Raw genomic sequence first — 24,812 nt, forward strand, 5'->3', positions numbered from 1 at the left:
CATGCGTCTGTCGCGAGGGTTGACGAATGACTCTAGTTCACCCGGTCCTGACTCAGCTCCGCCAGTTGATCGACGATCGAACACAGCGGCGGCAGTGTCGACGGGTTCATGGTCTGGATCGACCAGGTGATGACATCGTCACCCTTGGCCACATAGATGCTGCAGGCATTGGTGTCGAAGGCCTTGAACCCCTTGTTGTCGTTCACCGACAACTCGGTGACGGTGCGCCCGGCCCGCTCCTCCAGAATCCGCTCGGTACCCAACTCGCTGCCGCGGTACCACCAAGTCGAGATACCCATCCCGGCGCCGAACGTGCCGATCAGGGATTTCTCCTGCCAGAAGCAGCCGATGTCGTTGACGACGGCTGCGGTGAACGCCGAGGACCCGACGACCCGGGCGACGTCGGCGTCGGTGATGCCGTTGCAGTCCTTGCCCGCGAACCCGGCCCCGGTGCCCGCGGACGCCGGGGCGCTAGCCTGCTCGGTGCGCTCGCCCGCGCACCCCGACACCGTCAGCACGGCGGCGACGGCGGTGATCAGTACAGCGGCCCGCATGTCACAGATCCGATCGCAGCGTCGCCGACAACAACTTCTCGGCATCGGGGCAGGGATCGGTGTCGAAGTCGCCGCGGGCCTGCACCCACCAACTCAGCACCCCGCCACCGGCGGCCGCCGCGGCAGTGCACCCGCTGCCGATGGTGTCGCGCCGCGCCACGAATGCCTGCCGGCGTTCGACCTCGGTATCGCGGACCTCGGCGCCCCGCTCGACGGCCACGGCGCGTTCGCGGCTCAGCGATCCGGTGCCGAACCACACGAACGTCACGTCGATGGTGTCGCGCTGCCGGACGAGCACGTACTGGCAGACCGCACCGCTGTAGGGCCGCACCACCTCGTCGGCGCCGAGCGTCTGCTGCACGGAGGTGTCGGTGAGCAGGCCGCAGCGGTTGTCGACGTACCCGTAGCTGCGGTCGTCGTCGGCGGCGGTGGTACGCGCCGGTGCGGCGGTACCGGAGACGTGCTGGGTGCAGCCGACCACGGTCGCCGCGGCGACCGCCACAGCGACGGTCGAGCACACGGCACGTCCGAACATGGGTGGATACGCTACCGAGCGCCGACGGTCCAGGCGACCGGACCGCAAATCCGCAACAGCCGCCACGTCGGCCGGACCGCACCGTACTGTGTTGAGCCATGGCGAGCCTCAGTGTCCGAAGCCGGTGCGCGACGGCGGGTGTCCTCGCCGTGGCCATGTCGCTGGTCGCCGTGGCGCCCGCGCAGGCCAAGAACGGCGACACCCACATCACCGGGCAGGGCGTCGTGCAGACGCTGGACTGCAACAACGCGACCCTGCTGGTCAACGGCACCGGCAACACCATCAACGCCAAGGGCACCTGCTGGGCGGTCACGCTGCAGGGTTCGTCGAACGTGGTGATCGCCGACAATGTCATCAACGACATCACGGTGTACGGGTTCGACCAGACGGTGATCTATCACAACGGGGCACCCGCGCTGATCGACCGCGGCCGCGAGCTCGGTATGACCAACCGCATCAACTGGGCCCCCGCCTGACCTGTGCGCCGAATACTTGCTCTGTTCGCCCTGCTGGGCGGATTGGCCGGTGTCGCAATGAATCCCGAGGTGATGACGGTGGCCGACGCCGAACCTGCTCCGGTGTCGGCGGCGGCGCGTGCCGTGGGATTCATCGACGTGCGCTCGGCGGTGCCCGACGCGCTGATCGATCTGCGCTATACGACCGCGAACAACTTCACCGGGGTGCCGCTGTATCCCGCCGGCGCACGCTGCCTGATCCACCAGTCGCTGGCGCAGGGGCTGGCCGTGGCCGCCGCGCAGCTGCGCGCGCAGGGATTGCGGTTGGTGTTCTGGGACTGCTACCGCCCGCATGATGTGCAGGTCGCGATGTTCGAGGTGGTGAGCAACCCGGCCTGGGTGGCCCGGCCCGCGGACTACTCCAAGAGCCACGAGTCCGGCCGGTCGGTGGACGTCACCACCTACGGCGTGACCGGGTTGTCGGATATGGGCACCGATTTCGACTCCTTCACCCCCGACGCCGGGGCCTATGCCACCGACGGTGTCAGCCCGGCGGCGCAACACAATCGCGCCGTGCTGCGCGAGGCGATGGCCGCCGGCGGCCTGTCGGTGTACTCCGGGGAGTGGTGGCATTTCGACGGTCCCGGCGCTGACCAGCCGCGGCCCATCATCAACGTGCCGGTTGTCTAGGCTGGACCACTCAGCCAACGAATCGAGGAAGCATGCGCACTCAGATCGTCGGGATATCGGCCGCGGCACTGCTCGCGCTCACGCTGGCCGGCTGCGGCCCCGGCACCGACGGTGAGGCACCCACCGTGACGGCCGGGACATCGGGTGCACAGGTCGAGATCGGCAACACCATCAACTACGGGTCGGTCGGCACCACCGCCGATATCGACTGCGCGCAGGGCAAGGCGCTCAACATCGGCGGGTCCAACAACACCCTGACTGTGAAGGGGTCGTGCTCCACCGTCAACGTCGGCGGCGCCGACAACAAGATCACCCTGGAGAACGTCGAGACCGAGATCACCGTCGTCGGCCTGGACAACACCGTCACCTATGCCGGGGGCGACCCGAAGGTCGAGGATCTCGGCAGCGGCAACAAGGTCAGCAAGGGCTGACCGCTTCAGGCCTGGGCACCGTGCCGACCCGCACCGTCGCCGAACCGTTTGGCCCCGGCCAGTAGCTCACCGGCCGAGCGCTCCAGGCTGCCGAACTCGAAAGCGATTGCCGCCTCTTCGCTTTCCCCCCACTGCCGCAACGCCGACATCCGGTCGGCACGCAGACAGTTCTGCGGCAGCGCGGCGAGTTGGGCGGCCAGTTCCTCGGCGGCGGCCCGGGCCTGACCCGTCGGCACCACACGATTGGCCAGCCCGATCTGGGCTGCCTCGGCGGCGTCGACGGCCCGGCCGGTGAGGATCAGGTCCATCGCCCGGCTGTGACCGATCAGCCGGGGCAGCCGCACCGTGCCGCCGTCGATCAACGGCACACCCCAACGTCGGCAGAACACCCCGAACACCGCGTCGGCCTCGACGACGCGCAGGTCGCACCACAGCGCCAGTTCCAGTCCACCCGCGACGGCGTGGCCGCTGACCGCGGCGATCACCGGCTTCGACAGCACCATCCGGGTCGGACCCATCGGGCCCGGGCCATGAGCCTGCACCCGATTGCTCGCCGGTGTGCCCATCGCCTTGAGATCGGCTCCCGCACAGAAGGTTCCGCCGTCACCCCAGAGCACCGCGACGGACGTGTCGGGGTCGGCGTCGAACTCCTCGAAGGCCGCGTACAACTCGGCGGCGGTCGTCCCGTCGACGGCATTACGGGCCTGCGGCCGGTTCATGATCACGGTTGTCACCGGGCCGTTGCGTTCCACTCGAACCGACATTCAAGCCTCCACTCGATTGTCGCGCCGCGCGACCAGTTCGGCGGCGAAGTCCCGGTAGGCCACCCGCAGCCGCTCCCCCGGCCAATTGCGCGGCAGCAGTTCGGCCGGCAGCACCGGGTCGGTCAGCAGATGCCGCACGATCGCGGCCGCCACCACAAACCGTGCCGGGACATCGGCGGCCTCGGCCATCTCGGCCAGCAGAGCCCGGCCGTCCCGCGCCCAGCCCGGTAGGTCCCAGAGCTGACCGGCCAGCTGCGCCGGGTCGGCGTCGCGGCTGCGCAGCACCCGCATCCGGTCCCGCACATCGTCGGCGAGTTGCACCTCGAGATTGTCGGGACGCAGCCACACCCCGTCGCGCAGTTCACCGAACCGGTTCTGCACCAACGTGTTACGCAGGTCGGCCCGGGTTCGGGCATCGGCGCCGACGCTGGTGATCAGCAGTGTCGTCCACTCCCCGTCCCAGCGTCGTTCCCGCGGTTCGATGGCGGCGTCCTGACGGCGCTGCCGCGCCAGCAGCCGGTCCGAGAGTCGGTAGCCGTCGGCGGAGCGCACCAGGTCGCCGGTGCCGACCATCCGGGTCAGCGCGACCCGCAGGGTGGCCTCCCTGATGCCGAAATCGGATGTCAGCGTCACCAATTCGGCTGCTGACGCCCACGCCGGGTGCGCACCCAGCAGGACGCTGAGCACCACGGACCGGGCCGTCAGCCTCATCTCAGCCTCACCTTATCCCGGCGAGCAGACGCAAATGGTCACCAAATGGGTGGTTTTTGCGACCATTTGCGTCTGCTCGCGGGAAGAAGGTGGAGGCACGGTCATCCCTTGACCAGGGCGCGCTCGATGATCGGCGACAGATCCAACCCCGTCGGCAGCGTCCCGAACGCGCCGCCCCACTGCCCACCGAGGCGGCTGGCCAGGAAAGCCTCGGCGACGGCGGGGTGACCGTGCCGCACCAACAGCGCACCCTGTAGCGCCAACGCGATGTCCTCGGTGATCTTGCGGGCCCGGTATTCGATGTCGGCGAAATCCCCCAGCGAGGTCTTCAGCGCCGCCACGTGGGCGTCCAGCCGCGGTTCGGAGGCCGGCGCCAGTTCCTCGAACAGCACCTCGACACATTCCGGCCGGGTTGCCATGGCGCGCAAGGTATCCAGCACGCTGACGTTGCCCGACCCCTCCCAGATGCCCATCAGCGGGGCCTCCCGGTACAGCCGCGGCATGCCGGACTCTTCGACGTACCCGTTGCCGCCCAGGCACTCCATCGCCTCGGCGGCATGCGGTGTGGCGCGTTTGCACACCCAGTACTTGGCTGCGGCCAGCCCGATCCGCCGCAACAGCGAGGCCTGTTCGTCGCCCCGCACCGCGGCATCGGTGGCACCGGCCATCCGCATCGCCAGCATGGTGGCGGCCTCGGCCTCGACCGCCAGGTCGGCGATCACATTGCGCATCAGCGGTTGGTCGATCAGATACGCGCCGAACGCCTTTCGATACTGCGCATGGTGCACCGCGCGGGTCAGGCCGCTGCGCATGCTGGTGGCACTGCCCAGCGTGCAGTCCAGCCGGGTCAGGTTGACCATCTCGATGATGGTCTTGACGCCCTTGCCCTCTTCGCCGACCAGCCAGGCGGTGGCGGCGTCGTATTCGACCTCGCTGGAGGCGTTGGCGTGATTGCCGAGCTTGTCCTTCAGGCGCTGCAGGTGCATCCGGTTCCGGGTGCCGTCGGGCAACACCCGGGGCAGGAAGAAACAGCTGAGTCCACCTGAACCCCCGCCGCTTCGCTCGCCCCCGCCGGCAGCCTGGGCGAGGACGAGGAACACATCACTCATCGGTGCCGAGGTGAACCACTTGTGCCCGGTCAGTGTGTAACTGCCGTCGGCGTTGGGCACGGCCTCGGTGGTACCGGCCCGCACATCGGAGCCGCCCTGCTTCTCGGTCATCGACATGCCCGCGGTGATCCCGGCCTTGCCCGCCGGCACCGACAGCTCCGGGTCGTACACCCGACTGGCCAGCAGCGGCTCGTATACGGCGGCCAGTTCGGGGTTGAACCGCAGGGCGGGCACCACGGCGTACGTCATCGAGATGGGACAGATGTGTCCGGGTTCGGGTGTCCACACCGATGTCTTGGCCGCGCGCACCACATGGGACCCGAGCCGGTCATCGGCCCACGGCGCGGCGTGCAGCCCGTGACCGACGGCCACGTTCATCAGTTCGTGGTAGGCGGGATCGTATTCGACCTCGTCGACACGGTGGCCGTACCGGTCGTGGGTGTGCAGTTCCGGTCGGTGCCGGTCGGCCAGCTCGCCCCAGCGCTGCGCCCGGTCCGATCCACTGAGCGCACCGAGTTCGGTGACCTCATCGACGCCCCAGCCGCCACCCTCGCGGACGAGCGCTTCCATCAGCACCGGCGAGGTGGCGGGGTTGTGCTCGCGCAGCGGCGGGACCTGGTTGGTGACGATATGAGTGGCCATGCGTCAACTGTTACAGTTTTTCGACAGCTGCACAAGATTCGTAACACCATGCATACTCGTGCGGTGCACCCCAACACCGTCGTTCACGCCACCGACCTCGACCTCACCCACGAGCCGGTGCCCGCCGAACAGTCCGTCACGGGCGATCCGAGCACCGCGGCCTCGGCGCTGACCGAGTTCGGCGGACTGGAGATCGGCGTGTGGGAGATGTCGGTGGGCACCATGACCGATGTCGAGGCCGACGAGGTCTTCGTCGTGCTGTCCGGCGCGGCGACCGTCGAATTCGCCGACGGCTCGGCCACGTTGCACCTCAAGGCGGGGGACGTCGGCCGCCTGGCCGCCGGCGCGCAAACCACCTGGACGGTCACCGAGACCCTGCGCAAGATCTATCTGACCTGAGATGCCCTACGTCGAGGCGTCCGTACGCAGCAAGCAGTTCGTGGCCGCGGCCCGCCGGGTGATGTCGCGCCAAGGTGTGGCGGCCACCGCACTGCGGGCCGTCGCCGCCGAAGCCGAGGTGCCGCTGGGCACCTTGCAGTACGTGTTCCCGTCCAAGGAACTGCTGCTGCGCGCGGTCATCGAGGACGTCATCGAGGAGATTGCCACGGTGCTGACCGCGGGCGTCGACGTCGACTCCGGACTGGCGCACGCCATCCGGCAGGGCCTGACGGTCTTCTGGTCCGAACTGGTCGCCGAGCAGATCAATCTGCAACTGATGCAGTTCGAGCTGACGAACTACGCGCTGCGCCAGCCCGGTCTGGAGCATCTGGCGAAGTGGCAGAACCAGCGCTACGCCGAGGCGATCGCGCAGTGGTGCGAGACGGCGGCCACCAATGCCGGTGAGGTGAGCGCGGTTCCGTATGACCGGCTGGCCCGGATCATCCTGGCGGGCGTCGACGGGCTGACCATGCAATACGCCTGCGATCCCGACAACACCCGCGCCCGCGCCGATCTCGACACCTTGGCCGAGATGGCCATCACCCTCGCGCAGGTCTGACATCGCCTTGCCAACCAGGCCGCACCTTCGCTACCGTCAAAGTCAGTCATACGACTGACTGGAACACAGGAGGAGCATGCCCGACGCCGACGTCATCGTGATCGGAGCCGGGATGTCCGGCCTCATCGCCGCCCGCGATCTGCACCGCGCGGGTGTCGGCGTCCTCGTCCTGGAGGCCGCCGACCGGATCGGTGGCCGGGCGATGAGCGCGACCACCATCCTGGGCTCCCGCGTCGACCTCGGCGGGCAGTGGATCGGCCACGACCACCACCGACTAGCCGCCCTGGTCGACGAACTCGGCGCGACCCGCTACCCGATGCACACCGGCGCCCTGCCGACCATCATCGACGGACCCCGTCGCCTGCAGGTTGCCTCGCCGCCGATGCTGCTGGCCTTCACCGCGCTGGCCGCCATGAGCGCGCTCACCCGCATCGGCACGAAGGGCAAGCTCAACCACGTCACGCTGGACTGGCTGGTCGGCAAGGTGCCCAACGCCACCGCACGCCGACTGCTCGACCTCGTCGCCGCAATCTCCTGGACCGCAGACCCGGACCAGGTCTCGATCAAGTTGGCGACGGCGATGATTCGCAGCCAGGGCGGGCTGCAGACCATGCTCGCCACCAAGGGCGGCGCCCAGGACAGCCTGATCGTCGAGGGTGTCGGGACCCTGATCGACCGGCTCGCCGCCGACCTCGGGCCCCGGGTCCGCACCGGCGCCCGGGTCGACGCCATCCTGCGCGACGACGACGGCGTCACCGTCCAGACCGGTACCGAATCGCTGCGCGCCGTCAAGGTCATCGTCACCACCGCACCGCCGATGCCCCGGCCGATCAGCCATCAGCCGCCACTTCCCCAACGTCAGGCCCTACAGCAGAACACCTTCATGGGTTCGGTGTACAAGGCCATCGCGGTGTACGAGCAGCCGTTCTGGCGACCGCGGCACGGTGGTGAGTTCCTCGTCCTCGACGCACCGGGCCGCGCCGTCTTCGACACCACCGCCCCGGGCGGGCCCGGGCACCTGTGCGTACTGGTGGGCGGGCAGGCCGCGCGGGCCCTGGACGATCTCGACGAGCAGGCCAGGCGCCGCACCATCTTGGCGCCGCTCGTCGCACACCTCGGTGCCGACGTGCTCGAACCCGTTGACTGGCATGACAAGTCGTGGCACCTCGACGACTACGTCGGCGGCGGCTACATGGCGCTGCCGGTCCCCGGCACGACCGACGGATTCCTGCCGCTACCGTCCGCACCCATCGGGCATCTGCACTGGGCCGGATCCGAGACGGCGACCGGGCATCCCGGTTATCTGGACGGTGCGATCGAGTCCGGCAACAGAGCGGCCCGCGAGGTGCTCGCGGCCCTGCGGGTCTCGTAGACACGCAGCCCGTAGACCACCGCCGCGGCCAGCGCCCAACCGAGCAGGATGTCGATGACGTAATGCTCGGCGGTGTAGACCAGGGTGAACGCCATCACCAGCGGATAGGCCACCAGCACCGGCCGCCACCGGCTGCCCAGTCGGTTCCACAGGAACGCCGCCAGCGCGGCGGACATCCCCGCATGCAGCGACGGGATCGCCGCGACCAGGTTCACGCTGGCCTGGCCCTGATCCAGCAGGGCCGTCGCGGTGTGCAGGTCCAGTGCCCGCCAACCGCGCGCGACGATCCGTTCGATCCAGTCGTTGGCGCCCTCCAGATTGGTCTGCATGGCGCCGAGCACCCCGCCGTCGGGCACCTCGCGGGCCGAACCGAACATGCAGGCCGGGCCCGACGGCCCGCCGGCGACGTCGGCCGCGGTGCACCGGGCGGCCGCCCACGGCGGTGCCGCCGGAACGAGCGCGTAGATCACCAGACCGGCGAAGTTCAGCCCGACGAACAGCTTGACGAAGTGTTTCCACTCCTCGCGATTGCGCAGCCACAACACACCGGCGATCACATACGGGAGGATGAAGAACGACATGTAGACCGTGCTGATGGCCACCTCCCACAGCGGCGGCTCCGGCAACTTCAGCCGTTCCTGCAGCCAGACCGTCGGCATCGTGCCGAAGAACAACCAGCGGTCGGCATCGGCCTGCCAGTGCCACAGCGTCGGCCGCCCGACCAGGTCGGCAGCCCCCCGGCTGAGGTCGTAGGCGATCAGCAGCAGCGCAAACGGCAGCCAGTCGCGCAGCACATAGAACATCCGGCGGCCCTGGCCGATGCTGGCCGCCATCAGCCCGGTGGCGATGTAGACCAGCACCAGTTCGCGGTTGAAGGCGAAACCGTCTGTGACGGTGCGGTACACGATGACGGCCGCCCAGATGGTGATCGCGGCGTAGCGCAGGTAGCGCAGCTTTTGCGCACGCCGGCCGGGACCGGCCACGTAGTCGGGCGCGATCGACTGTTCCTCGTCAATCGTCGCCATGAGCGGTGAGCCTAGTTCACCTGGGTGTCACCCGCCGTTTGCCGAGATCACGGTGTGGCGTCAGACGTTGTCGCGCAGGAACGCGATGTCGTCCTTGCGGCCGTCCTCGGAGGTCTCGCAGATCACCGGCGCATCGGCGGCCTTGACCACCGCGACCAGCAGGTCGGGGTCGATCTGGCCGGTGCCGAAGTTGGCATGCCGGTCCGCACCGGAGCCCGCGGCATCGCGGGAGTCGTTGCAGTGCACCAGGTCGATGCGCCCGGTGATGGCCTTGATCCGGTCGACCGCGTCGATCAGTGCCTCACCGGCCGCCCAGGCGTGGCAGGTGTCCAGGCAGAAGCCGATTCCCTTGTCGCCGATGTGATCCCACAGCCGGGCGATGGTGTCGAAATGCCGGGCCATCGCATGATCGCCGCCCGCGGTGTTCTCCAGGTAGACCGGGATGTCGGTGTTCAGCGCATCGAGTGCCTTCACCCAACGCTCGAACCCGGCCTCCATGTCGTTGTCGTCGGCGTGCCCGCCGTGCACGATGACGGCGGCGGCGCCGATCTGGCTGGCCGCGTCGCAGGTGTCCTGCAGGATCTTGCGCGACGGGATGCGCACCCGGTTGTTCGCCGAGGCGACGTTGATCAGGTAGGGGGCGTGCACGTACAGCGGGACGGCCGAGGCCTTCAGCGTGTCGGCGTCCTCCCGCGGGGCGGGCTTCTTCCAACTCTGCGGGTTGCCGAGGAAGAACTGCACCACATCCGCGTTCTCGGCGGCGGCCGCGGCCAGAGGGTCGTCGGGGTTCACATGCGATCCGATGAGCACCCGGCCAGTCTAGGCGCGGGGTCCGACGCGGCGAGCGAAGCGACGGGGATCAGGCACGGGTCAGGACTGGGTGATGAGCAGGAACGCCAGGTAACCGAGGTAGGCCGCGACCATCGCCGCGCCCTCACCCCGGCTGACGCGACGGCCGGTGAGGAAGATCGGGATACAGGCCAGCGCGACCGCGACCATCACCGGGATGTCGATGCGCACCAGGCTGGCCGGCATCGACAGCCCGTCGGCGGCGACCATGCAGGTGACCCCAAGGATCAACAGCACGTTGTAGATGCTGCTGCCGAGCAGATTGCCGATCGCGATATCGCGGTCACCGCGCAGCGTCGAGACGACCGTCGTCACCAGCTCGGGCGCCGATGTCCCGATGGCGACGACCGTCAGCCCGATCAGCGCATCCGAGACACCGAACGCGCGGGCCATCCCGACGGCCCCGTTGACCAACCACTCGGCACCGACCACCACGATCGCGATACCGGCGAGCATCAGCAGCACGTACACGGCCGGCGGGCGGCGGGCGCGGGGTTCCTCGTCGGGTGTGTAGGCCTCGACGTACTCCCCCACCACGGCATGTGATTCCCGTCGCGTCATCCGGATCAGTGCCACGGTGTAGGCCACCGCACAGCTCACCAGGATGAGGCCGTCGACCCGCGACAGCGTGCCGTCCAGCGCGAGCACCAGCATCAACACGGCTGCGCCCGCCATCACCGGCAGCTCGAAGCGCAGGGTCCGGGTCGTCATGGCCAACGGCAGGATGAGCGCGCTCAGGCCCAGGATCAGCAGCAGGTTCACGACGTTCGTGCCGGCGATGTTGCCGACGGCCAGCGCGCCGCTGCCCTCCTGGGCGGCCACCACACCGACCGCGAGTTCGGGCAGACTCGTGCCGATCGACACCACGGTCAGCCCGATGATCATCGGGCTGATGCCGAGCCGCGCAGCGACTTCGGCACCGCCGCGGACCATGATCTCGGCCCCGAACACCAGCGCGGCCAGGCCGATGACGAACCAGCCCGCGTCGATCCACATGCAGTTGTCTCCTACGTCGTCAGCGCGACCACCCTAACGAACCTCGTCGAGTGTGAATCCTCTGCGCCGGAATGGCGGATGTAGCGACGAGGTTTCACACTCCACATTCCGAAACTCTCAGAGTTCTCACACTCTCTGCGGCCTGAGACTTCTCGCATGGGAAGACCGTTTATCGGCAGCGAAGCGGTCGCCGCCGGGAAGCTCACCGGATATGCGTTGCGTGCCCGACACCACGCCATCTACCCGAACGTGCATCTGCACCGGGATGTCGAGCTCACCGCGGCACTGCGGGCCGAGGCCGCATGGCTGTGGTCCAAGCGCCGCGCTGTCATCGCGGGCAACTCCGCGGCAGCGCTACACCGCGCCAAGTGGGTCGAGGCCCGGCAGCCTGCGGAGTTGATCCATCCCAACCGCAAGCCGCCGCGGGGCATTCACACCTGGGCGGACTGTATTGCGGATGACGAGATCGTCGTGATCCGCGGAATGCGGGTGTGTACGCCCGCGCGCACTGCTTTCGACCTGGCCCGCCGCTATCCCCTGAATCGTGCAGTGGCCGCGATCGATGCTCTGGCCAACAGGACCAGACTCGATATGGTCGAGGTTGAGAAGTTGATCGCCGAACACCCGGGTCGACGTGGCATCCCGACGGCACGTAAAGCATTGGACCTCGTCGACGCCGGCGCGGAATCCCCTCGCGAGACCTGGTTGCGACTGCTCGTGATACAGGCCGGCTATCCTCGCCCGAAGACCCAGATCTGGGTTCGCGACAAGTTCAACTACGAGTTCGCCTGTATCGATGTCGGGTGGCCGGACCGCTTGATCGGCCTGGAATACCAAGGCAGACATCATCAGAGCGACCCAGTGACCTACGAACGCGATATCCGGCGACTGGAGCAACTGGTGCAGCTCGGCTGGACCATCATCCGAATCACCGCGGCCGACACCGAGGACAGTGTTCTGGTCCGATTGGGCGACGCCTGGCGCCGTCGAGTGTGAATCCTCTGCGCCGGAACGGCGGATGCAGCGACGACGATTCACACTCGATGAGAATGCCGGGCCGGGCGGGTCAGAACACCCATGAACGACATCTGGCCGCTGGTACACGCGGAACGCCGGGCGCTGATCGAGGACCTGGAACAACTGCGCCCAGAACAATGGGAGACACCGTCACTTTGCCAAAGCTGGACCGTGCACGATGTCGTCGCGCATCTGGTCGACGTCGCCGAATCCACCCGACTCGGCTTCGCCAGGGACATGGTCCGGGCGGACTTCGACTTCGACCGGCAGAACGAGCGCGGCATCACCCGCGTCAAAGCCGCGCCGGCGCAGACGCTGGCCCGGCTCAAGCGGGCGACGCATCGGACCACGACGCCGCTGGCCCCGATCGATACCCGCATCGTCGAGGAGATCGTGCACGGCGAGGACATCCGCTGCCCGCTCGGCCTCACCCGCGACTATCCGGCCGACGCCGTCGAACGGGCAATCCGACAGCAGGTCCGCACCTCGACGAAGTTCGGCGGCGCCAAGGAACTCGTCGACGGTCTCAGGCTGCACGCCACCGATAGCGACTTGACCATCGGTCGAGGCCGCGAAATACAGTCCACCGCAATCGAATTACTGATGGCCGTATCAGGTCGCCGCGCCCTGACATAGAAGAAGCCCCCAGGCGAACCTGGGGGCTTCTCCATGACTAGCTAGCGGTAGTCGCTGTAGCCGTAGTCGTCCAGCGGGACCGCGGCACCGGTGCTCTGACCGAAGTCCGGGCTGTAGTACTGATCCTCGTAGGACGGGATCGTATAAGCGGCTGCTCTGGCCTCTTCGGTGGGCTGCACCCGGATATCGCGGTAACGCGGGATACCGGTACCGGCCGGGATCAGCTTGCCGATGATCACGTTCTCCTTCAGACCCTGCAGCTTGTCGCTGCGGCAGTTGATCGCCGCATCGGTCAGCACGCGCGTGGTCTCCTGGAACGACGCCGCCGACAGCCACGAATCGGTGGCCAGCGACGCCTTGGTGATACCCATCAGCACCGGACGTCCGGCCGCGGGCTCGCCGCCCTCGGCCACGACGCGACGGTTCTCCGACTCGAACTCGGCACGCTCGGTCAGCGAGCCGGGCAGGAACTCCGTCGAGCCCGAATCGATGATCGTGACGCGACGCAGCATCTGCCGGACGATGACCTCGATGTGCTTGTCGTGGATCGACACACCCTGGGCGCGGTAGACCTCCTGGACCTCCTTGACCAGGTGGATCTGCACCTCGCGCGGGCCCTGCACACGCAGCACCTCGTGCGGATCGGCAGCACCTTCCATCAGCTGCTGGCCGACCTCGACGTGGTCACCGTCGGTGAGCAGACGCTCGGAGCCGTCGTCGTGCTTGAACACCTTCAGGCGCTGGCGACGGGTCAGCTTGTCGTAGACGACTTCCTCGCCACCATCGTCGGGAACGATGGTGATCTTGTAGAACTTGTCGGTCTCCTCCAGCTGCACCCGGCCGGTGACATCGGCGATCGGGGCACGGTTCTTCGGCACGCGGGCCTCGAACAGTTCCTGGACACGCGGCAGACCACCGACGATGTCGGCGCCACCGGTGACACCACCCTGGTGGAAGGTACGCATGGTCAGCTGCGTACCGGGCTCACCAATCGACTGCGCGGCGACGATACCGACGGCCTCGCCGATGTCGACGAGTTTGCCGGTGGCCATCGAGCGGCCGTAGCACATGGCGCAGACGCCGGTACCGGTGGTGCAGGTCAGCACGGAGCGGACCTTCACCTCGGTGATGCCGGCGGCCAGCAGCGCGTCGATCGCGGGATCGCCGAGATCGTGGCCGCGGGCGACGACGACGTTGCCGTTGCTGTCCACCGCATCGGTGGCCAGGGTGCGGGCGTAGGTCGACGTCTCGATGTGCTGATCGCGGACCAGCGAGCCGTCTTCCATCTTCTCGGCGAGGGTGACGTTGATACCGCGTTCGGTCTCACAGTCGGTCTCACGCACGATGACGTCCTGCGACACGTCCACCAGACGACGGGTCAGGTAACCCGAGTCGGCGGTACGCAGCGCGGTGTCGGCCAGACCCTTACGGGCACCGTGGGTGTTGATGAAGTACTCCAGCACGGTCAGGCCCTCACGGAAGGAGGACTTGATCGGACGCGGGATGTACTCACCCTTCGGGTTGGTCACCAGACCCTTCATGCCCGCCAGGGTGCGGGTCTGGGTCAGGTTGCCCGTCGCGCCGGACTTCACGATCGTGATGATCGGGTTGTCCTCGGGGTAGTACTCCTCCAGCGCCTTACCGACCTCTTCGGTGGCCTGCTGCCAGATCTTCACCAGCTCGCCGTTGCGCTCGTCGTGGTTGAGCTTGCCGCGCTGGTACTGCTTCTCGATCGCGTCGGCTTCACCCTCGTAGCGCTCCAGGATGTCCTGCTTCTGCGGCGGCACGAGCACGTCGGCCATCGAGACCGTCACACCCGAACGGGTCGCCCAGTGGAAGCCGGCGTCCTTGAGCTTGTCCACGGTCTGCGCGACGACGATCATCGGGTACCGCTCGGCCAGGTCGTTGATGATCGCGGCCTGGGCCTTCTTGAACATCTGCGCGTTCACGAACGGGTAGCCCTTGGGCAGCAGCTCGTTGAACAGCACCCGGCCCAGCGTGGTGTCGGCGATCCAGGCGTCCCCGTGGTTCCAGCCCTCGGGGAACAGCTGTGCCTCGACCTCGGCGGACGGCCGACGATTGGTCAGCCGCACCTTGATCTTCGCGCGCACGGACAGCGCACCGCGGTCCATCGCCATGATGGCCTCGGCCGGGCTGCTGTACACACCCGTCTCCGGGGTGTCCGTGGCGGCCGCGGTGTACTCGCCCGTGTCACCGGCAATCTCGGTGGTCAGGAAGTACAGACCGGTCACCATGTCCAGACGCGGCATGGCCAGCGGGCGACCCGACGCGGGCGACAGGATGTTGTTCGAGGACAGCATCAGGATGCGTGCCTCGGCCTGCGCCTCCGCGGACAGCGGAAGGTGCACGGCCATCTGGTCACCGTCGAAGTCGGCGTTGAACGCCTCACACACCAGCGGGTGCAGCTGGATGGCCTTGCCCTCGACCAGCTGCGGCTCGAAGGCCTGGATACCCAGGCGGTGCAGGGTCGGTGCGCGGTTCAGCAGCACCGGGTGCTCGGCGATGACCTCTTCGAGGACATCCCACACCTGGGGACGCTGACGCTCGACCATGCGCTTGGCGCTCTTGATGTTCTGCGCGTGGTTCAGGTCGACCAGACGCTTCATCACGAACGGCTTGAACAGCTCCAGAGCCATCAGCTTGGGCAGACCGCACTGGTGCAGCTTGAGCTGCGGGCCCACGACAATAACGGAGCGACCGGAGTAATCCACGCGCTTACCGAGCAGGTTCTGACGGAACCGGCCCTGCTTGCCCTTGAGCAGATCGGACAGCGACTTGAGCGGACGGTTGCCCGGCCCGGTGACGGGCCGGCCACGACGGCCGTTGTCGAACAGCGCGTCGACCGACTCCTGAAGCATGCGCTTCTCGTTGTTGACGATGATCTCGGGCGCACCCAGATCGATCAGTCGCTTGAGCCGGTTGTTGCGGTTGATGACGCGGCGGTACAGGTCGTTCAGGTCGGAGGTCGCGAAGCGGCCACCGTCGAGCTGAACCATTGGGCGCAGCTCCGGCGGGATCACCGGAACGGCGTCGAGGACCATGCCCATCGGCGAGTTCCGATTCTGCTGGAACGCCGCGACGACCTTCAGTCGCTTGAGCGCACGCAGCTTCTTCTGGCCCTTGCCGTTCTTGATGGTGTCGCGCAGGATCTCGGCCTCGGCGTCGATGTCGAAGACCTCGATGAGCTTCTTGATCGACTCGGCACCCATGGCACCGGTGAAGTACTCGCCGTAGCGGTCGACGAGCTCGCGGTAGAGCACCTCGTCGACGATGAGCTGCTTGACGGCCAGCTTGGTGAAGGTGGTCCAGATCTCGTCGAGCCGGTCCAGCTCACGCTGGGCCCGGTCACGCAGCTGGCGCATCTCACGCTCGCCACCGTCGCGCACCTTGCGGCGCACGTCGGACTTGGCGCCGTCGCGCTCCAGCTCGGCCATATCGGCTTCGAGCTTCTGGGCCCGGGCCTCCAGGTCGGCGTCACGCTGATCCTCGACGGCCTTCTTCTCGACGACCATCTCGGCTTCGAGCGTGGACAGCTCGTTGTGCCGCATCTCGGTGTCGACGGCCACGATGACGTAGGCCGCGAAGTAGATGATCTTTTCCAGATCCTTCGGAGCCAGGTCCAGCAGGTAGCCCAGGCGCGACGGAACGCCCTTGAAGTACCAGATGTGCGTGACGGGTGCGGCCAGCTCGATGTGGCCCATCCGCTCCCGGCGCACCTTGGCGCGGGTCACCTCGACACCGCAGCGCTCACAGATGATGCCCTTGAAGCGCACGCGCTTGTACTTGCCGCAGTAGCACTCCCAGTCGCGAGTCGGTCCGAAGATCTTCTCGCAGAACAGGCCGTCCTTTTCCGGCTTGAGCGTGCGGTAGTTGATGGTCTCCGGCTTCTTGACCTCGCCGAAGGACCAGTTGCGGATGTCGTCCGCGGTCGCGAGACCGATGCGGAGTTCATCGAAGAAGTTGACGTCTAGCACGTAACTCCCTTTCCCCTTTCGGGATTTGTAGCCAATTACTTAGGCGAGATCTTCGACAGAGGCGGATTCGTTGCGGGACAGGTTGATTCCCAGGTTCGCGGCAGCGCGCTCCAGGTCCTCGTCGTCACCGTCACGCATTTCGATCGCCGCGCCGTCCGAAGACAGCACCTCGACATTCAGGCAGAGCGACTGCAGCTCCTTGAGAAGCACCTTGAACGACTCCGGGATACCGGGTTCGGGGATGTTCTCGCCCTTGACGATGGCTTCGTACACCTTGACGCGACCCACCGTGTCGTCGGACTTGATGGTGAGCAGCTCCTGCAGCGTGTACGCCGCACCGTAGGCCTGCATGGCCCAGCACTCCATCTCGCCGAATCGCTGACCACCGAACTGCGCCTTACCACCGAGCGGCTGCTGGGTGATCATCGAGTACGGACCGGTCGAACGGGCGTGGATCTTGTCGTCGACCAGGTGGTGCAGCTTCAGGATGTACATGTAGCCGACCGTCACCGGGTACGGGAACGGTTCACCACTGCGGCCGTCGAACAGCTCGGCCTTACCGTCGGCGTTGACCATGACCTCGCCGTCACGGTTGGGCAGCGTCGCGCCCAGCAGACCCGACAACTCGCCCTCCTGCGCACCGTCGAACACCGGGGTGGCGACGATGGAGTCGCGCGGTGCGGACTGCATGCCCTCGGGCAGGTTGGCCGCCCATTGAGGTACACCCGCGCTGTCGTCTATGTGCCAGCCGGCCTTGGCGACCCACCCGAGGTGGGTTTCCAGGATCTGGCCGATGTTCATACGACGGGGCACACCGTGGGTGTTCAGGATGATGTCCACCGGGGTGCCGTCCGGCATGAACGGCATGTCCTCGATCGGCAGGATCTTGCCGATGACGCCCTTGTTGCCGTGGCGTCCGGCGAGCTTGTCACCGTCGGAGATCTTGCGCTTCTGGGCCACGTAGACCCGGACCAGCTCGTTGACACCGGCGGGCAGCTCGTCGTCATCCTCGCGGCTGAACACGCGGATGCCGATGACCTTGCCGGACTCACCGTGGGGCACCTTGAGCGACGTATCGCGGACCTCGCGGGCCTTCTCACCGAAGATGGCGCGCAGCAGGCGCTCCTCGGGGGTCAGCTCGGTCTCGCCCTTCGGGGTGACCTTGCCGACCAGGATGTCGCCGTCGCGGACCTCCGCACCGATGCGGATGATGCCGCGCTCGTCGAGATCGGCCAGCACCTCATCGGAGACGTTCGGGATGTCCCGGGTGATCTCCTCGGCGCCCAGCTTGGTGTCGCGGGCATCGATCTCGTGCTCTTCGATGTGAATCGAGGTGAGCACGTCCTCTTCCACCAGGCGGCTGGAGAGGATGATCGCGTCCTCGTAGTTGTGGCCTTCCCACGGCATGATGGCGACCAGCAGGTTCTTACCGAGGGCCATCTCACCGTTCTCGGTGCAGGGGCCGTCGGCGAGGACCTGGCCGGCCTCGACACGCTGTCCGGTGTCCACGATCGGGCGCTGATTGGCGCAGGTGCCGTGGTTGGACCGGGCGAACTTGCGCATCCGGTAGGTCTGGCGGCTGCCGTCATCGGCCATCACGGTGATGTAGTCGGCCGAGACCTCTTCGATGACACCGGTCTTGTCGGCGACGACCACGTCACCGGCATCGATCGCGGCGCGCAGCTCCATACCGGTACCGACCAGCGGGGCCTCGCTGCGCACCAGCGGAACGGCCTGGCGCTGCATGTTGGCACCCATCAGGGCACGGTTGGCGTCGTCGTGCTCCAGGAACGGGATCATCGCCGTCGCGACGGACACCATCTGGCGCGGCGAGACATCCATGTAGTCGACGTCGGTGGCGGCGACGAACTCGACCTCACCGCCCTTACGACGGACCAGGATCTTCTCTTCGACGAAGCGGCCGCTGCCGTCGACCGGCGAGTTGGCCTGCGCCACGATGTGGCGGTCCTCCTCGTCGGCGGTCAGGTAATCGATCTGGTCGGTGACCTGACCATCGACAACCTTGCGGTACGGGGTCTCGATGAAGCCGAACGGGTTGACCCGGGCGTACACCGACAGCGAACCGATCAGGCCGATGTTCGGGCCTTCCGGGGTCTCGATCGGGCACATCCGGCCGTAGTGGCTGGAGTGCACGTCGCGAACCTCGAGGCCGGCGCGCTCACGGGACAGACCACCGGGGCCCAGCGCCGACAGGCGGCGCTTGTGGGTCAGACCCGACAGCGGGTTGTTCTGGTCCATGAACTGCGACAGCTGGCTGGTCCCGAAGAATTCCTTGATCGCCGCCACGACGGGACGGATGTTGATCAGGGTCTGCGGGGTGATCGCCTCGACGTCCTGGGTGGTCATGCGCTCACGCACGACACGCTCCATACGCGACAGGCCGACCCGGATCTGGTTCTGGATCAGCTCACCGACGGTGCGCAGACGACGGTTGCCGAAGTGGTCGATGTCGTCGACCTCGACGGGCACCTCGACACCACCGGGCGCGGTCATCATCTTGTCGCCCTGGTGCAGCCGCACCAGGTACTCGATGGTGGCGACGACGTCCTCTTCGGTCAGCGTCGAATTGGTGATCGGCGCGCCGGCGTTCAGACCCAGCTTCTTGTTGACCTTGTAACGGCCCACGCGAGCGAGGTCGTAGCGCTTGTCCTTGAAGAACAGGTTCTCCAGCAGGGTCTGCGCGGACTCCTTGGTCGGCGGCTCGCCCGGGCGCAGCTTGCGGTAGATGTCCAGCAGCGCCTCATCGGTGCCGGCGGTGTTGTCCTTCTCCAGCGTGCTCATCATGATCTCGGAGAAGCCGAACCGCTCGGTGATCTGCTCGTTGGTCCAGCCGAGTGCCTTCAGCAGCACGGTGACCGGCTGGCGACGCTTGCGGTCGATACGCACACCGACGGTGTCGCGCTTGTCGACGTCGAACTCCAGCCACGCACCGCGGCCCGGGATGACCTTGACGCTGTGCAGGTCCTTCTCGGTGGCCTTGTCGATCGACGAGTCGAAGTACACGCCCGGCGAACGGACCAACTGCGACACCACGACACGCTCGGTGCCGTTGATGATGAAGGTGCCCTTCTCGGTCATCATCGGGAAGTCACCCATGAAGACCGTCTGGCTCTTGATCTCACCGGTGTTGTTGTTGATGAACTCGGCCGTGACGAACAGCGGGGCCGCGTACGTCATGTCCTTGTCTTTGCACTCGTCGACCGGGGCCTTGACCTCGTCGAAGCGCGGGTCCGAGAAGCTCAGCGACATCGAGCCGGAGAAGTCCTCGATCGGGGACAGTTCGGCAAGTACTTCCTCAAGGCCGCCGACCGGGTTCACATCGCCGCGGTCGACTGCCTTGGTGCGCCACTTGTCCGAACCGACCAGCCACTCGAATGAGTCGGTCTGAACGTCAAGCAGCCCCGGAACCTCGAGAGGCTCACGGAGCTTGGCGAAGGAAATTCGATTGGGCGCTCCCGGAACGGAGCTATTAGTGGAATCTGACTTGCTCTGGCTCGAGACTGCCAAGATGCACCCTTCCAGCTATATCTGCATCGGTTCGGCTGGCTTCTCGAGCCCGGATTACCTCCGGAGCCATGGCACGCGTCTAGATCGCTGAGCAGGGCTCAGGCTAGGTCACGATGTCAGGTGCAGTGAAGGGTGGGCAGGATGCAGCCAGCGCAACGTCCAACGATAGCGCAAGACGGCGTATTCCTCAACCACCGCATGTAGGAACGACCCATCGCTGGCTGGCGAACTGGAACTATCTCGGCCCATACATACATTGCTGCCCAACAGACTGGCCCGTTTGGCCTCGTCCGTCAAGAGATAGGGCCGTGTCGGCTGTGGAGTTTCTGATCTGCGAGGGTTCGGTGGCGGGATCGGCCGCGCAGTTGCCGTTGAACTCGCCGAGGACCAGGGTCACCCGCATCAGCCGCTGCATCAGCCGATCGAACGCGGACGGCGGCGGCCCCGGCGCCACGTACGCCCTGGCCGCCCCGATCGCGATCATCCCGCCGCGATCCCCGTAGGACTCCTCGGTGTGGGTGCCGTCGAACCAGTCGGAGATCCACGCCTGCGCCAGGGTCTGCACCGCGTCGACATTGCGCGGCTTGGCGAACCCGGTCGCGACGCCCACCACGAACTGGGCGAGTCCGTTGGTGGTACGCCAGGCGTCCGAATGTGTCCCACCGATCAGTTGCACCCCGACGAACCCGGGCCGCAACTGGGCCAGCACCGGGTTGAGGTCACCGAAGGTGTTCAGCGGACCCGATGCAGCCGAGATGTGATAAACGGGGATATCGGCCGGGATCCGTGCGACACCGCGTTCGATCGCGCCGCCCAGCGCCGAGGCGTCCAGCAACAGCACACCGGCCAGGTCGTGCACCCGGTCGGCGGGCGCGCGGACCGCGTAATAGCCCGCCGCCCCGCCGGCCAGCTGACCTCCCCCGGAGTGTCCGGCGATGACGAAGCGCCGCGGCAACGGCGCGCTCCAGCCGGCCGCGAGCGCACTGGCGGTCAGCGCCGCCCGGTCCCCGATGAACAGATCGGCCACCGCCGCGTGCCCCTGGTCGGCCCCGACGGTGCATCCGTCGCAGGCGAAAAAGTTCGACGTGATCGACGGCGCGACGACGATGGCGTTGTTGCGCACGGCCAGGTCGGAGGCGGTGATGTTGTACAACCCCGCGCGTCCGAACGCGCCGTGCTGGAAGTAGATGATCTTGTCGGGGGTGCTCTCGGTCGGGAAGTACCAATCCGCATCGACAGTGTATCCGTTCCCGCAATCGAGTTCCAGCGGGGTACGCGCGACCCGTACGGCCCGGCCGGGCGGCACCATCGGCGGTCCCTCGAAGAACTTCACCACCGAGTCGAAGATGTTGAAGAAGAACGTCCCGACGAGGTTGATCAGGTTCGGCCGCGCCGCTGTGGCCACCGCGGCCGTCGGTTCCGGCTGCGCCAACGGCTCGGTCACGGTGGTCACGGTGGCTGCTCCGACGACCCGTGCGGCCGTGCGGGCAACGGGACGCTCGGTTACGGTCCGTTGCACCGCCGCGGGCTCCTGCGCAGGCGTGGTCACCCGTGGCTCCACCTTCTCGGTGACGGTGTCGGGTTTGTCAGCGGACCGCTTCTTGGCACTGCTGCCCGGCTTGTCCGAGACGAGGCCGGGCGGGTCGATGTCGGGCGTCTCCGACTCCTCCGGGTCGGCGGCAGGCTGCTCATGATCCGGCTCCGTGGTCGAGGGCTCATCGTCCCCGGGTGCGTCCGTCGGGTCCGGGCCGTCATCGTCGGACCCAGCGCCGCTGCCGTCCTTGGTATCGGATTCCGAACTGTCGGAATCGCTTTCACTACTCGTCGACGAAGAGCCTGTGCCGGTATCCGCGCCAGGTTCGGCGTGCGCCAACCCGACCCCGACGGCCAACACCAGCGTCGCCATGCCTGCCCCACCGGTCAGCAGCCCGGCCCACCGCACCCACAGATTGCCCATTCCCGACCTCCCCCCGCCGGGAACGCTAACGCGCATAAGTGCGCAATGTGTCACATTGCGCCAAACACAATGTCGGCCCGACATTTCGAACGGCACCGACGAAGAACCGCCCGGGCACAGGCCCGGGCGGTTCTTTCGTACCGAAGTCCTACTCCTTGGTGACGGGGATCGACTGCGTGGGTGCGTCGTCCTCGTGGTGCTGGCGGGACACGTGACCCGGCTCGTGCACCGCGTACTTGTGCGTACCCTCCAGATCATCGCGGATGGCTTCCTGCGCGGCCGGGGGCAGCGTGTGCAGGATCTCGCGCACCCGGGCCTGCCGACGGGCCACACCCTTACGCTCGGGCATACCCGGGGTCGCCGACAGCTGTGGGGGCACGCCCTCGATCTCCTCGACACCGCCGTCATGCTGGCCCTGCTCCAGCATCGCCGCCTCAGCGGCCGCGGTGGCCTCGTCCTTCTCCTCCGACATACCGATCGGACCGATCCGCCGACCGTTGAGGAACTGCTTGACCACCGGCTCCTCCGAGGTCAGCAGCACCTCACGCGGACCAAACATCACCAGCTGCTTGCGGAACAACATGCCGATGTTGTCGGGCACCGTGCGGGCGATGTTGATGTTGTGCGTCACGATCAGCACCGTCGCGTCGATCTGGGCGTTGATGTCGATCAGCAGCTGGCTCAGGTAGGCGGTACGGACCGGGTCCAGACCCGAGTCCGGCTCGTCACACAGGATGATCTGCGGGTCCAGCACCAGGGCCCGGGCCAGGCCGGCGCGCTTGCGCATACCGCCGGAGATCTCACCGGGGAACTTGTGCCCATCGTTGGGCATACCGACCAGCTCGAGCTTCTCCATGACGATGTTGCGGATCTCGGATTCGCTCTTCTTGGTGTGCTCGCGCAGCGGGAAGGCGGTGTTGTCGTAGATGTTCATCGAGCCGAACAGCGCGCCATCCTGGAACAGCACACCGAACAGCGTGCGGATCTCGTAGAGCTCCTTGGCCGAGCACTCCAGAATGTTGGTGCCATCGATCACGATCGAGCCACGCTCCGGTCGCAGCAGACCGATCAGCGACTTCAAGAACACCGACTTACCCGTACCCGAGGGGCCCAGCAGAACGCTGACCTCACCGGCGGGAATCGACATCGTGACGTCTTCCCAGATCTTCGAGGACCCGAACGATTTGCTCAGATTCGTCACGTCGATTTGGACGCCCATATAGGTTCCTTCCGCGTTGCAGCCCACCCATGCCACGTGCGACGGCGCCTGTGGCTTGAGTCACTGTAACCTACCTGGTTTTTCAGCAACGACGAACCGCAGCACTGCGCACCCCCAGAGACGACTGTGGGCCGGGTCGAAGATCGACCCGGCCCACAAGTGCGTGTGAACTACTTGACGGTGACCGTGGCGCCGGCGGCCTCGAGCTTGGCCTTGGCGTCGTCGGCGGCCTCCTTGTTGACCTTCTCCAGCAGCGGCTTGGGAGCGCCGTCAACCAGATCCTTGGCTTCCTTCAGGCCCAGGCCGGAGACGATCTCGCGGACGACCTTGATGACGCCGATCTTCTTGTCGCCGGCACCCTCGAGGATGACGTCGAACTCGGACTGCTCCTCGGCGGCCTCGGCGGCGGCCGGAGCGGCACCGGCGGCGGCAACGGCGACCGGAGCGGCGGCGGTGACGTCGAAGGTCTCCTCGAACTGCTTCACGAACTCAGAGAGCTCCAGCAGGGTCATTTCCTTGAACGCGTCGAGCAGTTCGTCGGTGGAAAGCTTTGCCATGGTGATTCCTTATCTCTATGGGTGGTGGTGGTTTGGTCAGGCGGCCGAGTCTTCGGCGGCCTTCTTCTCTTGCAGAGCTGCGGCCAGGCGGGCGACCTGGGACGCGGGCGCCACGAACAGCGCCGCGGCCTGGGACTGCTTGGCCTTCAGGGCGCCGGCCAGCTTGGACAGCAGGACCTCGCGCGACTCGAGATCGGCGATGCGGTTGACCTCATCGACGGAAAGAGCCTTTCCGTCCATGTAGCCGCCCTTGACGATCAGGGCCTTGTTGTCCTTGGCGAATTTCTTGATCGCCTTGGCGGCGTCGACAGGCTCGCCGTTGATGAAAGCGATGGCGGTCGGACCGGTGAACAGGTCGTCCAGACCCTCGATACCGGCTTCGGTTGCCGCACGCTTCACCAAGGTGTTCTTGGCGACGGTGTAGGTCACGTCAGAACCCAGCGACCTACGCAGCTCGGCAAGGTTGGACACCTTCAGGCCGCGATACTCGGTGACGACGGTGGCCGTCGCCTCCTTGAACTTCTCGGCGATGTCGGCGACCGCGGTGGCCTTTTCAGCTTTGGCCATGCTTGCCTCCTCGTGTGTGGATGGGATGTCCACCGCATGAGGGTCCAGAAATCACAAACGCCCCGACGCAGACAGGTCGGGGCGCGCAAGCTACGGACTTTCAATCCGCAGGTCGTAACCTCGTCCTCCTGCGTGGGCCGCCGGGAAATCCCGGACCTTCAACCGATTGCTCGGTGACCGACGGTCTTCGGTGGAACTGGAAAAGG

At 66.8% G+C, this 24,812-nt stretch carries 22 protein-coding genes; 8 read left to right on the forward strand and 14 right to left on the reverse strand.

Annotated elements, in window-relative coordinates; translation table 11 throughout:
* Nucleotides 1-32: 32 nt before the first annotated feature.
* Both ACLBYA_RS03680 and ACLBYA_RS03685 read right to left on the reverse strand, forming a co-directional pair.
* Nucleotides 33-554 (reverse strand): DUF3558 domain-containing protein, encoded by a 522-nt coding sequence (locus ACLBYA_RS03680; protein WP_447708004.1) that lies wholly within the window; start codon nt 552-554, stop codon nt 33-35.
* Between the two features lies 1 nt (nt 555).
* Entirely contained in the window at nt 556-1,089 is a 534-nt protein-coding gene (locus tag ACLBYA_RS03685) for a DUF3558 family protein (protein ID WP_447708005.1), read from the reverse strand.
* 98 nt (nt 1,090-1,187) lie between these two features.
* On the opposite strand from ACLBYA_RS03685, the gene ACLBYA_RS03690 reads away from it, so the two are divergent.
* Genes ACLBYA_RS03690 through ACLBYA_RS03700 form a run of 3 tightly spaced genes read left to right on the forward strand, consistent with a single transcriptional unit; the run spans nt 1,188 to nt 2,665 of the window.
* A complete protein-coding gene (locus ACLBYA_RS03690; RefSeq protein ID WP_447708006.1) occupies nt 1,188-1,565 on the forward strand; it encodes a DUF3060 domain-containing protein in 378 nt (125 codons plus the stop codon).
* A gap of 57 nt (nt 1,566-1,622) precedes the next feature.
* Nucleotides 1,623-2,234: a M15 family metallopeptidase gene (locus tag ACLBYA_RS03695; protein ID WP_447708007.1), complete on the forward strand. Its 612-nt coding sequence runs from the start codon at nt 1,623-1,625 to the stop codon at nt 2,232-2,234.
* Between the two features lie 32 nt (nt 2,235-2,266).
* Nucleotides 2,267-2,665 carry a DUF3060 domain-containing protein gene (locus tag ACLBYA_RS03700; protein WP_447708008.1) on the forward strand — a complete coding sequence of 133 codons (399 nt, stop codon included), beginning with the start codon at nt 2,267-2,269 and terminating at the stop codon, nt 2,663-2,665.
* 5 nt (nt 2,666-2,670) lie between these two features.
* Here ACLBYA_RS03700 and ACLBYA_RS03705 read toward each other — a convergent pair whose 3' ends face one another.
* The 3 genes from ACLBYA_RS03705 to ACLBYA_RS03715 form a co-directional block, all read right to left on the reverse strand.
* Nucleotides 2,671-3,429 (reverse strand): crotonase/enoyl-CoA hydratase family protein, encoded by a 759-nt coding sequence (locus tag ACLBYA_RS03705; RefSeq protein ID WP_447708009.1) that lies wholly within the window; start codon nt 3,427-3,429, stop codon nt 2,671-2,673.
* Entirely contained in the window at nt 3,430-4,140 is a 711-nt protein-coding gene (locus tag ACLBYA_RS03710) for a PaaX family transcriptional regulator C-terminal domain-containing protein (RefSeq protein WP_447708010.1), read from the reverse strand.
* Nucleotides 4,141-4,241: 101 nt separating this feature from the next.
* Nucleotides 4,242-5,891 (reverse strand): acyl-CoA dehydrogenase family protein, encoded by a 1,650-nt coding sequence (locus ACLBYA_RS03715; protein WP_447708011.1) that lies wholly within the window; start codon nt 5,889-5,891, stop codon nt 4,242-4,244.
* 48 nt (nt 5,892-5,939) lie between these two features.
* Between ACLBYA_RS03715 and ACLBYA_RS03720 the strand changes: the two genes are divergently transcribed.
* From ACLBYA_RS03720 to ACLBYA_RS03730, 3 genes are all read left to right on the forward strand, one after another.
* Nucleotides 5,940-6,290 carry a cupin domain-containing protein gene (locus ACLBYA_RS03720; protein WP_447708012.1) on the forward strand — a complete coding sequence of 117 codons (351 nt, stop codon included), beginning with the start codon at nt 5,940-5,942 and terminating at the stop codon, nt 6,288-6,290.
* 1 nt (nt 6,291) lies between these two features.
* Nucleotides 6,292-6,888 carry a TetR/AcrR family transcriptional regulator gene (locus ACLBYA_RS03725; protein WP_447708013.1) on the forward strand — a complete coding sequence of 199 codons (597 nt, stop codon included), beginning with the start codon at nt 6,292-6,294 and terminating at the stop codon, nt 6,886-6,888.
* Between the two features lie 76 nt (nt 6,889-6,964).
* On the forward strand, nt 6,965-8,260 hold the full coding sequence (locus ACLBYA_RS03730; protein WP_447708014.1) for a flavin monoamine oxidase family protein: 1,296 nt from the start codon (nt 6,965-6,967) through the stop codon (nt 8,258-8,260).
* On the opposite strand, the gene ACLBYA_RS03735 is transcribed toward ACLBYA_RS03730, so the two are convergent.
* From ACLBYA_RS03735 to ACLBYA_RS03745, 3 genes are read right to left on the reverse strand one after another with little or no spacing between them, the layout of a single operon-like run.
* Nucleotides 8,188-9,285, reverse strand: a complete 1,098-nt coding sequence (locus ACLBYA_RS03735) for a phosphatase PAP2 family protein (protein WP_447708015.1) — start codon at nt 9,283-9,285, stop codon at nt 8,188-8,190. The genes ACLBYA_RS03730 and ACLBYA_RS03735 overlap by 73 nt on opposite strands.
* A gap of 60 nt (nt 9,286-9,345) precedes the next feature.
* Nucleotides 9,346-10,095 (reverse strand): deoxyribonuclease IV, encoded by a 750-nt coding sequence (locus tag ACLBYA_RS03740; RefSeq protein ID WP_447708016.1) that lies wholly within the window; start codon nt 10,093-10,095, stop codon nt 9,346-9,348.
* A gap of 60 nt (nt 10,096-10,155) precedes the next feature.
* Entirely contained in the window at nt 10,156-11,130 is a 975-nt protein-coding gene (locus ACLBYA_RS03745) for a calcium/sodium antiporter (RefSeq protein ID WP_447708017.1), read from the reverse strand.
* A 156-nt stretch (nt 11,131-11,286) separates the two neighbouring features.
* On the opposite strand from ACLBYA_RS03745, the gene ACLBYA_RS03750 reads away from it, so the two are divergent.
* Together ACLBYA_RS03750 and ACLBYA_RS03755 are read left to right on the forward strand one after the other, a co-directional pair.
* Nucleotides 11,287-12,126 (forward strand): hypothetical protein, encoded by an 840-nt coding sequence (locus tag ACLBYA_RS03750; RefSeq protein ID WP_447708018.1) that lies wholly within the window; start codon nt 11,287-11,289, stop codon nt 12,124-12,126.
* Between the two features lie 81 nt (nt 12,127-12,207).
* Complete coding sequence (locus ACLBYA_RS03755; protein WP_447708019.1) at nt 12,208-12,783, forward strand: maleylpyruvate isomerase family mycothiol-dependent enzyme; 576 nt, start codon at nt 12,208-12,210, stop codon at nt 12,781-12,783.
* A 41-nt stretch (nt 12,784-12,824) separates the two neighbouring features.
* Here the strand turns inward: ACLBYA_RS03755 and ACLBYA_RS03760 are convergent, their stop codons facing one another.
* The 6 genes from ACLBYA_RS03760 to rplJ all read right to left on the reverse strand — a co-directional run bounded on the left by ACLBYA_RS03760 (nt 12,825) and on the right by rplJ (nt 24,606).
* A complete protein-coding gene (locus ACLBYA_RS03760) occupies nt 12,825-16,778 on the reverse strand; it encodes a DNA-directed RNA polymerase subunit beta' (RefSeq protein WP_447708020.1) in 3,954 nt (1,317 codons plus the stop codon).
* A gap of 39 nt (nt 16,779-16,817) precedes the next feature.
* Nucleotides 16,818-20,321 carry a DNA-directed RNA polymerase subunit beta gene (rpoB, locus tag ACLBYA_RS03765; protein ID WP_447708222.1) on the reverse strand — a complete coding sequence of 1,168 codons (3,504 nt, stop codon included), beginning with the start codon at nt 20,319-20,321 and terminating at the stop codon, nt 16,818-16,820.
* Nucleotides 20,322-20,541: 220 nt separating this feature from the next.
* Nucleotides 20,542-22,263 (reverse strand): hypothetical protein, encoded by a 1,722-nt coding sequence (locus ACLBYA_RS03770; protein WP_447708021.1) that lies wholly within the window; start codon nt 22,261-22,263, stop codon nt 20,542-20,544.
* Between the two features lie 148 nt (nt 22,264-22,411).
* On the reverse strand, nt 22,412-23,482 hold the full coding sequence (locus tag ACLBYA_RS03775) for an ABC transporter ATP-binding protein (protein ID WP_447708022.1): 1,071 nt from the start codon (nt 23,480-23,482) through the stop codon (nt 22,412-22,414).
* A gap of 170 nt (nt 23,483-23,652) precedes the next feature.
* Nucleotides 23,653-24,039 (reverse strand): 50S ribosomal protein L7/L12, encoded by a 387-nt coding sequence (rplL, locus tag ACLBYA_RS03780; RefSeq protein ID WP_447708023.1) that lies wholly within the window; start codon nt 24,037-24,039, stop codon nt 23,653-23,655.
* 36 nt (nt 24,040-24,075) lie between these two features.
* Complete coding sequence (gene rplJ, locus ACLBYA_RS03785; protein ID WP_447708024.1) at nt 24,076-24,606, reverse strand: 50S ribosomal protein L10; 531 nt, start codon at nt 24,604-24,606, stop codon at nt 24,076-24,078.
* Nucleotides 24,607-24,812 lie beyond the last annotated feature (206 nt).

It is taken from the genome of Mycobacterium sp. C31M (assembly GCF_053345865.1).

Bases quoted from the DNA above. Each gene is read 5' to 3' on its own strand.
- ACLBYA_RS03680 (WP_447708004.1), bottom strand. From the start codon at position 554: ATGCGGGCCGCTGTACTGATCACCGCCGTCGCCGCCGTGCTGACGGTG.
- ACLBYA_RS03685 (WP_447708005.1), bottom strand. From the start codon at position 1,089: ATGTTCGGACGTGCCGTGTGCTCGACCGTCGCTGTGGCGGTCGCCGCG.
- ACLBYA_RS03690 (WP_447708006.1), top strand. From the start codon at position 1,188: ATGGCGAGCCTCAGTGTCCGAAGCCGGTGCGCGACGGCGGGTGTCCTC.
- ACLBYA_RS03695 (WP_447708007.1), top strand. From the start codon at position 1,623: ATGAATCCCGAGGTGATGACGGTGGCCGACGCCGAACCTGCTCCGGTG.
- ACLBYA_RS03700 (WP_447708008.1), top strand. From the start codon at position 2,267: ATGCGCACTCAGATCGTCGGGATATCGGCCGCGGCACTGCTCGCGCTC.
- ACLBYA_RS03705 (WP_447708009.1), bottom strand. From the start codon at position 3,429: ATGTCGGTTCGAGTGGAACGCAACGGCCCGGTGACAACCGTGATCATG.
- ACLBYA_RS03710 (WP_447708010.1), bottom strand. From the start codon at position 4,140: ATGAGGCTGACGGCCCGGTCCGTGGTGCTCAGCGTCCTGCTGGGTGCG.
- ACLBYA_RS03715 (WP_447708011.1), bottom strand. From the start codon at position 5,891: ATGGCCACTCATATCGTCACCAACCAGGTCCCGCCGCTGCGCGAGCAC.
- ACLBYA_RS03720 (WP_447708012.1), top strand. From the start codon at position 5,940: ATGCATACTCGTGCGGTGCACCCCAACACCGTCGTTCACGCCACCGAC.
- ACLBYA_RS03725 (WP_447708013.1), top strand. From the start codon at position 6,292: ATGCCCTACGTCGAGGCGTCCGTACGCAGCAAGCAGTTCGTGGCCGCG.
- ACLBYA_RS03730 (WP_447708014.1), top strand. From the start codon at position 6,965: ATGCCCGACGCCGACGTCATCGTGATCGGAGCCGGGATGTCCGGCCTC.
- ACLBYA_RS03735 (WP_447708015.1), bottom strand. From the start codon at position 9,285: ATGGCGACGATTGACGAGGAACAGTCGATCGCGCCCGACTACGTGGCC.
- ACLBYA_RS03745 (WP_447708017.1), bottom strand. From the start codon at position 11,130: ATGTGGATCGACGCGGGCTGGTTCGTCATCGGCCTGGCCGCGCTGGTG.
- ACLBYA_RS03750 (WP_447708018.1), top strand. From the start codon at position 11,287: ATGGGAAGACCGTTTATCGGCAGCGAAGCGGTCGCCGCCGGGAAGCTC.
- ACLBYA_RS03755 (WP_447708019.1), top strand. From the start codon at position 12,208: ATGAACGACATCTGGCCGCTGGTACACGCGGAACGCCGGGCGCTGATC.
- ACLBYA_RS03770 (WP_447708021.1), bottom strand. From the start codon at position 22,263: ATGGGCAATCTGTGGGTGCGGTGGGCCGGGCTGCTGACCGGTGGGGCA.
- ACLBYA_RS03775 (WP_447708022.1), bottom strand. From the start codon at position 23,482: ATGGGCGTCCAAATCGACGTGACGAATCTGAGCAAATCGTTCGGGTCC.
- rplL (WP_447708023.1), bottom strand. From the start codon at position 24,039: ATGGCAAAGCTTTCCACCGACGAACTGCTCGACGCGTTCAAGGAAATG.
- rplJ (WP_447708024.1), bottom strand. From the start codon at position 24,606: ATGGCCAAAGCTGAAAAGGCCACCGCGGTCGCCGACATCGCCGAGAAG.